Below are 13492 nucleotides of genomic sequence, written 5' to 3'. Positions count from 1 at the left end.
ATGAAAAGACCGGCGACTATTATCATAGGCTTCATAGCAGGTCTTGCAATCTCCGGAGTTTTGGGAGATTTAATAATCGCCGCAAGTTCTTCCGCCGGCAGAATTTCTTCAGCATGGAGCATATCCAAAGCCGAGAAATTTTATGCCGGCGGAAATTTTTCCGAGAGCCTTAATGAATACGAGAAGGCTTTGGGGAAAGTTAAACCGGACAATAAAAAGCTAATTGCAAAAATAAAAAACAATCAGGCGTTGAATGTTTTTGCAATTGCAGACAAGGCTAAAGATAAATCGCAAATTAAAAAATCTTTAGAACTTTTTAATGAGTCTCTTAAAATATACGAAGAAATAAAAGATACTCAAGGCGCCGCGGAAGTAAATGTAAATATCGGCGAAGCAAAAAAAGCTTTAAAAGAATTAAAATAATGAAAATAATATCGTGGAATGTCAACGGAATACGAGCCGTTCACAAAAAAGGTTTTTTGGATTGGTTTAAAAAAGAAAATGCGGACATTGTCTGTATTCAGGAAACAAAGGCGGACGGCGAGCAGTTTCCAAAAGATTTGCGTGAAATAGACGGGTATAATTTTTATTTTTCCGCCGGCGGGCGCAAGGGCTACAGCGGCACGGCAGTTTGGTCTAAAATAAAACCCGTTGCCGCAAGCGCATCAATAGAAAATGAAAAGTTTGATAACGAAGGCAGAATAGTAAGGTTAGATTTTGAGGACTTCGTCCTTTTCAATATTTACTTTCCTAACGGCGGTTCGGGCGAAGAAAGGCTGCAATATAAGTTAGATTTCTACGATTACTTTATAGATTTTGTCAAAAAAATAAAAAAGAATATAATTATCTGCGGCGACTACAACACAGCGCACTTTCCGATAGACCTTGCCAGACCAAAACAAAACGAAGAAACTTCCGGCTTTATGCCTGCTGAAAGAAAAAAATTAGACAATTTAGCCGACGCAGGTTTTGTAGATACGTTCAGATACTTTCACAAAGAACCGGATAACTACACCTGGTGGGATTATAAAACCGCCGCCCGTGAAAGAAACGTAGGCTGGAGAATAGATTATTTTTTCATTTCAAAAAACTTTACTTCAAACCTAAAATCCGCAAGCATAGAAACTGCCGTAAAAGGTTCCGATCACTGCCCGATATCAATTGAAATAAAATAGGTCATTGGCAGATGTGTTGACCGGAAATAAATTTTACTACCGGAGAAAAAATGAACATTATAGGGTTTGTTGCAAGTCCTCGCAAAAAAGGCAACACTGCGTGGGCAGTAAACGCAATACTTGAAGGCGCTAAAGAACAGGGCGCTAAAATTCAGGTTTTTTATTTTAATGATCTTGATATAAAGCCTTGCCAAAGCTGTTACGGCTGCAAGAAAGGCAATCAAGGGTGCATTATAAATGATGATATGCAAAAACTTTACGGCGCGCTAAAGTCCGCCGACGCTCTTGTTTTTGGCTCGCCAATTTATATGGGGCAAATGAGCGCTCAGGCAAAAATATTTACCGATAGACTGTATGCTCAATTTTCTCCGAGATTTTCTCCGCAATTTAAAGAAGAAAATGCCGCAAAAAAGCTGGTTCTTGCGTTTACACAAGGCAATCCTGATGCCGGTTTATTTCAAACATATATTGATTACACAAAAAAAATGTTTCAGCTGCTGGAGTTTGATGTAAAAGACGTGGCAGTAATTACAGGCACAAGAAGCGAACCGGCTCAAGAAAAAAAAGACTTGCAAACTGCAATGAAGAATATAGGCTCATCGTTGGTTTAATAATTTGCATGCTAAATATAATTGCTGTTATAGGACAAAGTATTATTGAATGGCGGAACTGTAATTAAAATTTCAGAACAAACAGTATCAACAACTCGGTTTGGATTTCAATATTACGGGTACAACGAAGCACTCGCGCAAATAACATGGCGTGTTGAAAGGATTGCAAAACAAAATTAAAAATAAAATAATAATCCAACAGGTTGCTTATTTGGCCTTTTTATTTACAATTGAATCACTTTGTAAGTCCTTTCTTCCTAAGTTTTGTATCTAATGCTTTCCATATTCGTTTAGAAATAAAACCACATTTTTTCTTCTTTTTTAAATAACTCCAAATTTTATATCGAAATCTATTTTTTAAACTTTTTGGCATAACAATACAAGGTAGTTCAAATAATTTGGTGCTCGCCAGTTTGCGCGCTATATAATTATATGTTTTCTCAGAAAAATGATATGGAAAATCATCTTCCGGCGCTCTTTCTAAAAAATCAACGTTTATAGAAAGAATATTACTATATTTTTCGGACAGTTTAGCAATAGTCTCTTTTATTTTACGGGCACGCAAGATAAACTCCTCTCTTGTTTCAAAATCTGTTGGAAAGTGAAGATAAATTATTGGAATATTGCCATAAGATTTTACAATTTGAGAAAAGAAGCTATCATAAGCCTTTTCCATTTCTTCTAAAGATAACATTCCTAAACAATTATACAGCTCATTAAAATCCGTATCGGTGTTAATATCACTAAAATGAGCACAAAATCTTTTCCCTGTTTTTTTATTTATAAAGAGCTTATCGGTTAATTCAGAAAAAGAATCCATTAACAAAATATTTGCATTCTTAACTCCAAAAATATCTTTTTGTTGTGTCCGAAATAATAATGATAACGTCCATTCCTTCTTAGCGTATTTTTCCAGAGAATCTATATCAACTCTAAATTCAGGATTATTCTTTACTTCTAAACAATAATCAATGCGATTTTTTTGAAATGAGATACAATTAAAAACTGATGTGTTTAATTTTTGTAAAGTAAAAATGCCTAAACAGGCAGTTCTTTGTAATATAGAAGGTTTTTCTTTATAGGGTTGATTATATGGCATTTTTAATATGTGTTCAGGAATATACTTCTTAGTATGGTTGTAAAGGGAAAGCCATTCTTTAAATGTAAGCTCTTCTAATAAACGATTGTTTCCAAAAAAATTACGCCAACGATAGGTCTCATTTGTATATTTCGGCCAATATAATCCGACAGAAGAGGCATCAATAACACAAAAGTACTTTGCATAAGATTCCCAACTATCTTTTAGCGTAAATGTAGGATTATAACCTATACGCTCCAAGTAACTTATAGTAAACCCTATTTCGCAAGGACAACTTTTGCAATAATCTAAAATCGTTTCAAACGGAGGAAAAACTGTTCTGCGCTCATAATCACAACTCCAAAAATTTAAAACATCGTCTATAGTACCAAATAAAAACATATCTGATATGTCATATAAACGATACTTAAATGTATTTAATGATATGGCAATCAATCTTTTCTGTTGTGTTTTTATATCTGTATCTAACGGGAAGGTTTCCTGTAAATCCATAAAATATTCGGGAAGGTTTGTTTCATACATACGCTGATCTGTTCTTGTCTTAATAACGTATTTAACGCCGATATCCTTTGCTTTTTTCAAGCCTGCTTGAGTAGATTTAATTTGATAATTTGTATTGTCAAAACATTTTACTTCCGGCGGCGCATTTTTTAGCACTATAGCGCCTGCATTTTCCAATGCCCAAATAGCTTCTTGCGGCTCTGTTTGCCATGTAGAAACTATAATTGGACACTCTGCAAAGGTTTCTTTATATATTTTAACCGTTTCTAAAGTAAAGTCATTTTCATGCAAAATACTTCCTTGCATGACAATAGCCAAAGAACGTTTTTTAATAAAAAAATCACCGTCAGCCCTGTATTTTTCGTGGGTACGAGGTTTCTTGTCTATAGTTATAAAAGAATCTTCATCAGAGGAACTAAATTTAATCATATTCAATAACCTTATTTTAATATCAAACAAATAACACTTTGTCCTATAATAGTAATTATGTTTAGTATACCTTATTGTCGTACTTTGCCCGTTCCCCCGGCGTCATATTTTTGGTGTATCATATTTTATACACTTGTGTCTTTGGGGCATTTCGCATAGCGCATATTATGTGCAGTGCCCGTACTTTACACATTATGCTCTAAACTTATTTCTTATATATTTTTGTATTTTTTTTCAAAATAATAATGTATAAAATGCGATACAATTATTACTATAATACTAAATCCTATAAAAAATATCCGATTTGAATAATCAATTACCAAACCTAAATATTCATCTATCGTTTTTACAATAAGTTGCATTGGATAATGCAATAAATATATTGAGTATGATAATTCACCAAAATATATAAATGGTTTTAATGAAAATATTTTTTCGATAAAACCAATTCTCAATGCAATAAGTATAAATGCAGGGAAAAAAGCAAATGTATAAACTAACACCCAATTTCTTAAAATACCGTATCCAAATATAATAGGCACAATTATTAAGAATAATGCCACAAATATACAAAATACAGTAAGCATATTTCCAAATTTACGATTGTTATTACAATAAATATATACTTCTCCAGTGATACACCCAAGGAAAAATCCCATTAATCCTCGTGCAACCTGACCATTGAAGAAAGGAATGTTTTGTCCAGAAAAGGTCATTATTATACCAAGACATATTAATAACAAGCAATAGATGATGTAATTTTTATTTGATTTTGCATGACAAAAAACCGCAAAAAACAGTATATACATCATTATTTCAATTGAAAGAGACCATGTTGGGCCATTATATGAAATATCTGTTATCAGCCACCCGTTTTGCAACATTGGAATATTGAATAAAAACAAAATAGGATTACGGCTATAATAAATTGGAAAGCTTTCAAGTCCATTGTATTTGCGGAATATTTGGAACAATAGAATTACAATTAGAGTAAGCCAATGAAGCGGGTATAATCTGCTAACTCGTAAAACAGCAAAATTCCTGAAAGACAAGGTATGGTTTTCTATATGTTTGCGATAAATGCTATAAAATATAAAACCCGATAATATAAAAAATAAATCAACCATTATCCAACCAAAATTATAAGGCCAATACAATATTTTACTAAAAGGATATGTTTCCGGCGCGAAATGTTGATAATGCCAGACAAACGCAACAATTAGAGCCGCAATACCTCTTATTCCATCTAACGGAATAAGTCTTGCTTCAGAATGATGAAGGTTGTTGGTTGTTGGTTGTTGGTTGTTGGTTGTTGTTTGTTGTTTGTTGGTTGTTGGTTGTTGGTTGTTGGTTGTTGGTTGTTGGTTGTTGGTTGTTGGTTGTTGGTTGTTGGTTGTTGGTTGTTGGTTGTTGGTTGTTGGTTGTTGGTTGTTGTCATTATACTCAAAAATCTCCTTTTGTCAAGTCCCCTTTGGAACAAACCTTATTTTTTTATATTATTATTGATTTTTTACGGTTAGGGCATTTCGCCTGGCATTCCGTATCTGCTTCACCGTTTTGCATCACTCCGGAACATTGGTTTTTTCCCACAAACCGGAGTGTCCGGAAATCCACAGACGCTCCGGCAAAAAACCTACTTTCCCGTTGCCTTCCGGAAGGCAGTCCAGACAAGGTTGTGCGCTTCGTCAGCGGCTTAGTCAATGTTGTGGATCATTTCCATATAATTTGTCCATAATAGTAATTATGTTTAGTATACTTATATCAAAAATGATAATGTATATCTCATTTACTCAATAATTTCCCAATGTCCGCCTTTATCGGCTCCTACACGGCGAATTTTGCCTTGCTCTTTAAGTTTGATAATATTCTTTTTTATACCTGCAATAGAGAGTTTGACTATCTTTGAGATTTCTTCAATTGTTATTTGCGGATTATTCTTTATTACTTCAAAAATTTTCAGGTCACTTTTCAGGCTACTTTTCAGGCTACTTTTCTTTATAGTTTTTTTCAGCGTTTCTTTTTCCATGCTCTTATCAAATTTTAAAGACATTCTTGTTATGATTTTTGAAAAATGGAATATGCCCTTACCGTATAGTTTTACTATGTGAGGGATACCTGAGCCTAAATGTTCCACGAGTTCAATATCTTTGAAAACTCTCATAATTTCAGGGTTTCTTGGTTTTGATGAACCTGCAAAAAAATCTTCTTTTGGTATCCAATCAAACAGGTCCCCATAAGTTGTTATTTCAAATCTATCATCATAAATTTCAAAAATAGGAGTGTCGCCTTGCGAATAATCGTTATGAACAAAAGCATTTATAACGGCTTCTTTCAAAACATCGCTGTCAATATATTTTTTCTCAATGCGATAAGGAAATCCTTTTCTTGCTTGGGTAATATTTTCAACATCCAATCTATCCAAAACCCTGTTTAATGCCGTTATCAAACACTGGTCGCCATATTCTTCATTTTGTATTAAATTGGTTTTGTCTTTGCCCGCCCATTTTGCCAAATGGATTGAAACTCTGTTTTCGTCAGCAAATAAGTATGCTACTTGGTTATATTCTTTATCATCAGTATAAAAATCAAGCGTTTTAGCAAAATTCTTATTTAAAGTTTTGTTTTTGCCTGCATAATATATGGCTAATTGCGTAAATGTTAATTCTTGGTTTCTTGACGGCAAATTTCTTAAAGAGATAGGATGGCGTTTCATCATTAACTTATGTATCATTTCTTCCGTCATAGGTTGAGAAGAACTTCCTATGCGTATAAAACAGCCTGCTTCAGAACGACCCTTTTGTTTTATGTAATAAGGCGTTTCTGCTCCGCTTGCAATATTAACTATAACTATTGTTTTCCCATTTATTTCTTGTGTAAAAATATCAAACAAGCCCATAATGCTTGGACGAACATTATCCTTTAGCCTGTCTTTGATTTTTAATTGAAGTTTGTCAGAGTTGGCAACACCAATAACTTCACCATTATCCTTAACTCCAATATGAATTTCACCGCCTGTAGAGTTAAGAAAAGAAACAACTTCTTTCTCTAAATCATCAGTTAATGTTTCTTTATATTTCGTATGATTGTTTTCCATTCTGTAATTTCCTAAAAGATAAATTTCGATATAATAATTATATAAAAAATAGATTTAACAACCAATTTATATCGCTCTTATCCATAATTCTGTTGATTTTTTTTGTTATACATTTTAATCATTTACTAAAATAAAGGAGAACAATATGGAAAGATATTCAGGATATATTTATAAAATCATATACAAAAGAAATAACAAGATTTATGTTGAGGTACACTGTATGCTAAATATAATTAGTATTATAGGGCAAGTATAAATTTACCGTATAACAAAAAACTATTTGCACATAAAACCATGCCGTACAAGCACAGATCAAATTTTTTGATGAGTTTTACATTTATTCAGTTAAGATTAGACAAATTTATTATAGCTTTATAATATGCTTCTGAATTCAATGTATGTCCGCCATTTTTAAAAACAAACATTTCTACTACACCATCATTTTTCTTAAGCATTTAAGACACTTAAATCTTGTTTTGTTTTGCTTTGTTTTTCCATGAATTCTTACGGCATTGCTTTTACAATACCGACAGCGTTTTTAACACGTTTATCAAACCTTTTTGATAATCATTGTATCAATATTTCTTTTTGTCGTCGTAATCTGATTAGAAAAATGCCGCTTTTAACCACACTTTTTGAACATTAACCCTTTCAAACATATATTGATTACACAAAAAAATGTTTCAGCTGTTGGAATTTGATGTAAAAGACGCGGCAGTAATTACAGGCACAAGAAGCGAACCGGCTCAAGAAAAAAAAGACTTGCAAACTGCAATGAAGAATATAGGCGCATCGTTGGTTTAATAATTTGCATGTTAACTGTTAAAAATCCGCGCCGAATTTTTAAAATTCGGCGCGGATTTTTTGTTTATAACTTCTGTTTTCTTTATTTAACTAAAACTGGAAGTTAATGAATGGGAAGAATGCTAGAAACGATGATTTCGGATTTATATTTATAAGTCCGATTTGAACTCCTGCCATACTTCTAACCTGATTATAGAAACCAAATTGCAAACCTTTCACTGAACCCGCTATGTTTACAACTGCATATTGCACACCGGTAAATTCTCCAGCAACCTTGTTATATATACCGCTAGCTTGAACTCCGGCGCCGTTTTCCGCCACATTGTAAATCCAACTTAATTGAACGCCTTGAAGCGTATTGACATTAGACCCTATTAAACCGATTGCCAAACCTGTTACATCTTGATTAGCCGGCACCGTAATGGGTCCCAGCAACGAAAGTTTAAACGGCGTAGCCGCAAAACTTACAGATGACAATAACAATACCAAACACACTGCAGACATCAATTTTTTCTTCACTTTTTGACTTCTCCTTTTGTTTTATTTTGGTATTTAATTTTAAACGGCAGATTATTAAATTGGGAAATACCAAACCAAGTTAATATCTTTGTATACTAAACATAACTATTATTATAGGACAAAGTATCCGATAATTTGTTCCGCCGCAATCAACCCTCTGCTGCGAAAATAGCTATTTTTATATCGTTCGCAATTTTTATATTTTCCCGACGACAAACAGGTGTTGTTATAATTGCTTGCGCATTTAAAACACTCCGAGGACTCGCCGCACAGTTTGCAATTGTTTGTTATATCGTCAGCCATATTTTATACTCCTCTCGTAATTTTTTTAACGCAGCGTCAATTTCAACGCCGGTTTTGTTACTTTCTTCTATTGCTCTTTGCCTTTGAGCAAATTCTTTTAACGCTTTATCGCGCCGTCGTTCCTGCTCTTGTTTTTTGGCTTCTTCGGCGGCTATTTTAGCCGAAAAAGACAACGGCGGCGGTTTAGCCTGCCTTTCCTCAACAGCTTTCAAAACCCAGCGATTAAGGGTCAGATAGTCTGATTTTGTTTTATAGCCTTTTTCGGCTTTGTATAAGCTTAAAAAATTTATTGCCTCTTTGGTTTTTTCTTTTCCATTTTCGTTTTCTAATTTTTGTTTTTCGGTTTCCGAAAGTTTTACGTTTTGAAATTCCCCAAAACTCGCGCGCGCGCACTCTTTCTTTATGTTTTCTTTATTGTTTTCTTTAACTACCTTATAGTTAGGTTGTGCTTTTTTCGTGTTTTGGTTGTCATTTTTTCGTGTTTTGGTTGTCATTTTTGGTTGTAATTCTTGGTTGTCATTTTTGGTTGTCATTTCTGGTTGTAATTCTTGGTTGTCATTTTTGGTTGTCATTTCTGCAACTCCCCACAATTTGGGGGTTTTTTCCTTAATAGTTTTTTTAATCCAAGCTTCATAATTTTGGTTAATTCCCACGGCTCCGGTTGTGGAATTGTAGATTAATGCATTCTTTAAAAATAAGTTTTTTACGGTTCTTGAAACGTTGCCTTTATTGCGCCCCAATTTTTCGGCAATAAATTTTTGTTCAATGATTTCCATTTCCTTGTTATAACCCCACGTGTATCGGGCTATAAGCATAACTATCCGTATTTCCTCTTTCGTTAAGGATGATGCGGTAATCTTCTCTAAAAAATCATTCGGATATTTTGTAAAACCGTTCTTTTTCTGTGGATTTGCCATTTATTCCTCTATGATTATCTCAAAATATCTTCCAACGTTTTTTGCGTATTTTTCCCTGTTTTCTTTATTGTTTTTTCGCAAAGTTGTAAACAGTATGTTATCGTAGCCAACAAACAGCAAAAGCAGATATTTTCCGTCGGGCAAATCATGAAATTTAATACTACAATCGTCGGTGAGATACGCTGCGTCGTAATTTACAAAAACAAAATCTTTATCATTTTTAAAATTAATTTCTTTAGCTAAAATCAGCTGTGCACTGCTTTGATTTTCCAACTTTAAAAAATTGTGCTTAAATCTAATCGGTAAAAAATTTTCCATTTTAATCCTCGTATAAAACTTCTTTATTTAAATAAATAGCAATGTGGCGCTCAATAAACGCTCCATTGCTGCTTGCCCAGTCTTTAAGCAAATATATTGCGTCCGCCTTAAACAGCAAATTTAAAGCCCTAATAAAGGCGTCGCCGTTGCCTTTAGCGTTTATATTTGCGGGGTTAAGCACGTTATACCCCTTGCGCCTCAAATATCGCTCCGCTTTGGCAAATTTAGCCTTGTAGTTTTTATCGCCGTTTATTTTTCCGGCGATGTAGATTGTTTTTGTTTTCGTATACTAAACATAACTATTATTATAGGACAAAGTATATAAAAAATAACTATATTTATCAATAGGTTTTTTGCAGTATTTGGGAAATAATAACTCAAGCGGTGGCTGTCGTCGTTAATTGCAATTGTTTTAAAATTTTAACATAAGAATAGTAAAATCAATGTGTTTTTTTAAATGTGGTTTTTTCTCAACTGTCAAAAAGCTGTAAAAATGCTCAATGGTTGAGAAATTTTAGCCTAAAAGTTTAATTAATTTTCATCGTGTAAGTATGCTTTGTTTAATTTCATTCCAAAATGTATTGCCGATGGCTTCTCTTTTGTTTTTTTATTTTTTGCGGTAGAGTCGGAAATAAATACTTCTCCAAGACATCTTGAACAAACCGTTTGAATAATTAATCTTGCTTTATTATCAGAGATAATTTCTGATAAATCTTTTTTTAAGCGTTCTCTTTTTTCTCTGCTTAATTTGCCGCAGAAACCGGTTTTGTGCATTTTTTTAAGACCGTAATCTTTACATTTTTCCGCAAGTTTAATTTTTAGTTTTTCTTTACGCAAGTCGTAGAAAACAAGAGTAGTGAGTTCTTCCATGCAAGCGTCTCCCGTGTTACCACTTAAAACTAAACGTGGAATATTCTTTTTGTCTTTCTTCTATAAAAGCGACAAGTTTTCTTGCTTGAGAGAGGATAATATCTGAAACCATTACTTTTTGACCTTCGTAATATTGCGCGGATGTTAATTGTTCAATAATTTTCTCGCTGAATTTTTCTCTTGTTTTTATATCAAGTAAATTTTGAGTTATTTGAATATTTCTGTTTAGCATAATAAAAGCAATAACCGCTCTATCTACAATAGGCGCGCGAAACTCTTCTATTAAATCAAAAATAAGGGCCGGTTTTCCTGATTGATCGGTATGTAAAAACCCGACATAAGGGTCTAATCCGGCAATTATCGCCGCGCTCCATATTTTTGAGTATAAAATACCGTATCCGTAATTTAATAAAGTATTTACGGCATCTTTGGGAAGCGGTTTTGTTTGCCTGCCCGAGAATTCAATTTTTTCAGAAATAATTGCAGATATCGCATTCCAATAAATTCTTGCCGCAGTTCCTTCGTAGCCCATAAATTTTTGACGGGCTTCAAAAATATCGCTTATATTTCTTGATAAAGCTAAACACTGGTTATAGCATTGTTGCATTTGCGCGCATGCTTCTTTGGCGGTTTGTAATTTGTGTATGTTTATATTTTTGTCGGGTTTAATATTTTTTACGCAATATTTTAAAACTGCCGCTTGATTTGAAATTTTTCCGCACACTACGGCTGCCATAAAAGATATGCCGGTTTTTGAATTTTGAGCTAAAATTTGCCTGCGTTTTAAGTCGGCGTGTTGCGAGAAACAAAGAGATTGCAGTAAAGAGTGCGGTTTTGCGGAAAAGTCGTGGAAAGAAAGATTGATTTGCGCTTTTGAAAATTCTTCTATTAAGTCCGAAGATATACCGATGCCTTTTGACATAATTGCCACTGTTTTTAGTCTAAAAAACGGAAGTTCGTAAATACATTTTTTATTATCTTTAATAATAAGCCGCTCGGATTTTTTTGATAAGTGAACGCCGTATCCTGAAACAATAAGGTGCGACAAATCTTTTGATACAAGATAGAAAAGATTTTCATTAAATTGCCAATGAACGAGGGTATCAAAAAATAAAGGGAATTCTGCGTCAAGGTTGGCGTAAATAAAATTCTCGGAAGAAAATAAGTCGGGCTGAACAAATTTTTGAGGAGTTTTAATGTAATTTAAATTCATAACGCCTCCGCAAAGTTGCAAAAAATTTACATTAAGCATTTGTTTTATTATATAAATTAAAATTATTTTTTACGTTCTCTGCCCATCCATTTCCATTAGAGCTTTAATTCTTTTTTCAATTGGCGGGTGGGTTGAATATAGTCCTGATATTTTTGAGAAAAGAGAATTTTGTTTTTCTTTAGACAACGGGGTTTCTATGCACATTGCCGCTACGGTTTCTTTATCTTTTAATTTTTCAACCGTTGAATTTTCTGAAATTTTGCGAAGGGCGCTTGCAAGCCCTTGAGGGTTTCTTGTTATTAACGCTGCCGTTGCGTCTGCCTGATATTCTCTTGTTCTTGAAAGAGCAAGTTTAATAAGCGGGGCTACAAAGTATCCGTAAATGTAAAAAACCAAAGCAAGAGCTAAAAATAAAAGCTGCGCTTGCCCTTTATTTTTTGAAGAGCTTCTTCCTTTTGAAAGCGCTACTCTTAATAGAATTTCCGCGGCAATTGTGGCAAAACTTATGCACACAACCGTTATAAGCATAAGTTTGATATCTCTGTTTCCTATGTGCGCCATTTCGTGCGCTATAACGCCTTCAAGTTCCGGTTTATCTAATTTATTTATAATGCCTTTTGTTAAAGCTATGTAAGAATGTTTCGGATCTCTTCCTGTGGCAAAAGCGTTAAGACCTTCGTCGTTAATTGCGTAAACTTTCGGCATTGGAAGCCCTGAGGTCAACGCTATATTTTCTACAATTCTTATAACTTCCGGAGAGTTGTTTTTTGTAAGTTCAACTGCGCCCGCGGCAGACAAAATAAAATTCTGTCCGAAAAAATAACTTATTATTACCCACAAAATTGCAGCCGCGGAAATTACGGGGATAGCGTAAATTGCAATTTCATTGGCAAACATTACGGGCGAAAGTTTTGCCGCGTTTGCCGTTGTGTCGGCGGAATGCGCGGCGCCTAAAATTAAAAGCGCAATATAAATTAAAGCCGCAAGGCTTATGGGAAATAAAACCATAAGCAATGCGGTTTTTCTTGTGTTGGAATCTATAAAATCGTAAGTTGTTATTTTTGGCATTTGTTAAAAAGAAACTTTTACGGGTTGTTTTGCGGCTTGTTCGGTTTCGTCAAGTTTGAAAAATTCCTGCGCTTTAAATCCAAACGCATTCCCTATTATATTGCTTGGAAACATTTCAAGTTTTGTATTTAACGCTAAAACGTTGGAGTTATAAAATCTTCTTGCCGCCTGAAGTTTATTTTCCGTGTCGGTAAGCTCGCGCTGAAGTTCTAAAAAGTTTTCGTTGGCTTTAAGGTTAGGGTAACTTTCGGAAAGCGCGAAAATAGATTTTAAAGTTCCCGACAAAACGTTTTCGGCTTTTGCTTTATCTTCAACCGAGTTTGCCGATATCGCGGCGTTTCTTGCTTTTATTACGGCTTCTAAAGTTCCGCTTTCGTGCTTGGCGTAACCTTTTACGGTTTCCACAAGGTTAGGAATAAGGTCATAGCGGCGTTTCATTTGAACTTCAATGTCGCTCCATGCTTCTTTAACCCTGTTTTTTAAAGTTACAAATTTATTGTATGTAGCTAAAAAATACAAACCTGCGATAAGTATAAGAATTATCAAAATAATTAAAATTGCGTTAAGCATT

The 13492-nt window shown here is 34.1% G+C and carries 16 protein-coding genes; 4 read left to right on the top strand and 12 right to left on the bottom strand.

The features are described from left to right. Genes Epro_RS04695 through Epro_RS04685 form a run of 3 tightly spaced genes read left to right on the top strand, consistent with a single transcriptional unit; the run spans window position 1 to window position 1786 of the window. A complete protein-coding gene (locus tag Epro_RS04695) occupies window positions 1-423 on the top strand; it encodes a hypothetical protein (protein ID WP_052570844.1) in 423 nt (140 codons plus the stop codon). Next, window positions 423-1175, top strand: coding sequence for an exodeoxyribonuclease III (locus Epro_RS04690; protein WP_052570843.1), 753 nt, complete (start codon window positions 423-425; stop codon window positions 1173-1175). The genes Epro_RS04695 and Epro_RS04690 overlap by 1 nt, the downstream gene beginning before the upstream one ends. Before the next feature lie 50 nt (window positions 1176-1225). Further along, window positions 1226-1786: a flavodoxin family protein gene (locus Epro_RS04685; RefSeq protein ID WP_052570842.1), complete on the top strand. Its 561-nt coding sequence runs from the start codon at window positions 1226-1228 to the stop codon at window positions 1784-1786. Window positions 1787-2021: 235 nt separating this feature from the next. Here Epro_RS04685 and Epro_RS04680 read toward each other — a convergent pair whose 3' ends face one another. The 4 genes from Epro_RS04680 to Epro_RS04670 form a co-directional block, all read right to left on the bottom strand. Continuing rightward, entirely contained in the window at window positions 2022-3815 is a 1794-nt protein-coding gene (locus Epro_RS04680; protein ID WP_052570841.1) for a WavE lipopolysaccharide synthesis family protein, read from the bottom strand. Between the two features lie 212 nt (window positions 3816-4027). Then, the gene (locus Epro_RS06980; RefSeq protein ID WP_237754523.1) at window positions 4028-5035 is read right to left on the bottom strand and encodes an acyltransferase family protein; all 1008 of its coding nucleotides are present in this window, start codon (window positions 5033-5035) and stop codon (window positions 4028-4030) included. A gap of 26 nt (window positions 5036-5061) precedes the next feature. Beyond that, window positions 5062-5253, bottom strand: coding sequence for a hypothetical protein (locus Epro_RS07175; protein ID WP_144412048.1), 192 nt, complete (start codon window positions 5251-5253; stop codon window positions 5062-5064). 348 nt (window positions 5254-5601) lie between these two features. Next, the gene (locus Epro_RS04670) at window positions 5602-6909 is read right to left on the bottom strand and encodes an RNA-binding domain-containing protein (RefSeq protein WP_052570839.1); all 1308 of its coding nucleotides are present in this window, start codon (window positions 6907-6909) and stop codon (window positions 5602-5604) included. 678 nt (window positions 6910-7587) lie between these two features. On the opposite strand from Epro_RS04670, the gene Epro_RS07205 reads away from it, so the two are divergent. Continuing rightward, window positions 7588-7713 carry a hypothetical protein gene (locus tag Epro_RS07205; RefSeq protein WP_272945914.1) on the top strand — a complete coding sequence of 42 codons (126 nt, stop codon included), beginning with the start codon at window positions 7588-7590 and terminating at the stop codon, window positions 7711-7713. Between the two features lie 90 nt (window positions 7714-7803). On the opposite strand, the gene Epro_RS04665 is transcribed toward Epro_RS07205, so the two are convergent. From Epro_RS04665 to Epro_RS04625, 8 genes are all read right to left on the bottom strand, one after another. Then, window positions 7804-8232, bottom strand: a complete 429-nt coding sequence (locus Epro_RS04665) for an LA_2272 family surface repeat-containing protein (RefSeq protein WP_052570838.1) — start codon at window positions 8230-8232, stop codon at window positions 7804-7806. A 287-nt stretch (window positions 8233-8519) separates the two neighbouring features. Beyond that, window positions 8520-9452, bottom strand: coding sequence for a replication protein (locus Epro_RS04655; RefSeq protein WP_052570836.1), 933 nt, complete (start codon window positions 9450-9452; stop codon window positions 8520-8522). Then, window positions 9453-9770, bottom strand: coding sequence for a hypothetical protein (locus Epro_RS04650; protein WP_052570835.1), 318 nt, complete (start codon window positions 9768-9770; stop codon window positions 9453-9455). 1 nt (window position 9771) lies between these two features. Further along, entirely contained in the window at window positions 9772-10035 is a 264-nt protein-coding gene (locus tag Epro_RS04645; RefSeq protein ID WP_272945920.1) for a DUF4406 domain-containing protein, read from the bottom strand. A 266-nt stretch (window positions 10036-10301) separates the two neighbouring features. Further along, window positions 10302-10640, bottom strand: a complete 339-nt coding sequence (cas2, locus tag Epro_RS04640; RefSeq protein WP_052570833.1) for a CRISPR-associated endonuclease Cas2 — start codon at window positions 10638-10640, stop codon at window positions 10302-10304. A gap of 16 nt (window positions 10641-10656) precedes the next feature. Beyond that, entirely contained in the window at window positions 10657-11853 is a 1197-nt protein-coding gene (cas1, locus tag Epro_RS04635) for a CRISPR-associated endonuclease Cas1 (RefSeq protein WP_052570832.1), read from the bottom strand. Window positions 11854-11922: 69 nt separating this feature from the next. After that, a complete protein-coding gene (locus tag Epro_RS04630) occupies window positions 11923-12921 on the bottom strand; it encodes a M48 family metallopeptidase (RefSeq protein WP_052570831.1) in 999 nt (332 codons plus the stop codon). 3 nt (window positions 12922-12924) lie between these two features. Beyond that, entirely contained in the window at window positions 12925-13491 is a 567-nt protein-coding gene (locus tag Epro_RS04625; protein ID WP_052570830.1) for a LemA family protein, read from the bottom strand. Window position 13492: the final 1 nt, after the last annotated feature.

Source organism: Endomicrobium proavitum, from assembly GCF_001027545.1.
GTDB lineage: Bacteria > Elusimicrobiota > Endomicrobiia > Endomicrobiales > Endomicrobiaceae > Endomicrobium > Endomicrobium proavitum.
The sequence above is the reverse complement of the archived record's forward strand: the minus strand, read 5'-3'. Positions and strand labels throughout refer to the sequence as shown.

Bases quoted from the DNA above. Each gene is read 5' to 3' on its own strand.
- cas1 (WP_052570832.1), bottom strand. From the start codon at position 11,853: ATGAATTTAAATTACATTAAAACTCCTCAAAAATTTGTTCAGCCCGAC.
- Epro_RS04680 (WP_052570841.1), bottom strand. From the start codon at position 3,815: ATGATTAAATTTAGTTCCTCTGATGAAGATTCTTTTATAACTATAGAC.
- Epro_RS04695 (WP_052570844.1), top strand. From the start codon at position 1: ATGAAAAGACCGGCGACTATTATCATAGGCTTCATAGCAGGTCTTGCA.
- Epro_RS07205 (WP_272945914.1), top strand. From the start codon at position 7,588: ATGTTTCAGCTGTTGGAATTTGATGTAAAAGACGCGGCAGTAATTACA.
- cas2 (WP_052570833.1), bottom strand. From the start codon at position 10,640: ATGGAAGAACTCACTACTCTTGTTTTCTACGACTTGCGTAAAGAAAAA.
- Epro_RS04625 (WP_052570830.1), bottom strand. From the start codon at position 13,491: ATGCTTAACGCAATTTTAATTATTTTGATAATTCTTATACTTATCGCA.
- Epro_RS04630 (WP_052570831.1), bottom strand. From the start codon at position 12,921: ATGCCAAAAATAACAACTTACGATTTTATAGATTCCAACACAAGAAAA.
- Epro_RS07175 (WP_144412048.1), bottom strand. From the start codon at position 5,253: ATGACAACAACCAACAACCAACAACCAACAACCAACAACCAACAACCA.
- Epro_RS04685 (WP_052570842.1), top strand. From the start codon at position 1,226: ATGAACATTATAGGGTTTGTTGCAAGTCCTCGCAAAAAAGGCAACACT.
- Epro_RS04690 (WP_052570843.1), top strand. From the start codon at position 423: ATGAAAATAATATCGTGGAATGTCAACGGAATACGAGCCGTTCACAAA.
- Epro_RS04670 (WP_052570839.1), bottom strand. From the start codon at position 6,909: ATGGAAAACAATCATACGAAATATAAAGAAACATTAACTGATGATTTA.
- Epro_RS04650 (WP_052570835.1), bottom strand. From the start codon at position 9,770: ATGGAAAATTTTTTACCGATTAGATTTAAGCACAATTTTTTAAAGTTG.
- Epro_RS04655 (WP_052570836.1), bottom strand. From the start codon at position 9,452: ATGGCAAATCCACAGAAAAAGAACGGTTTTACAAAATATCCGAATGAT.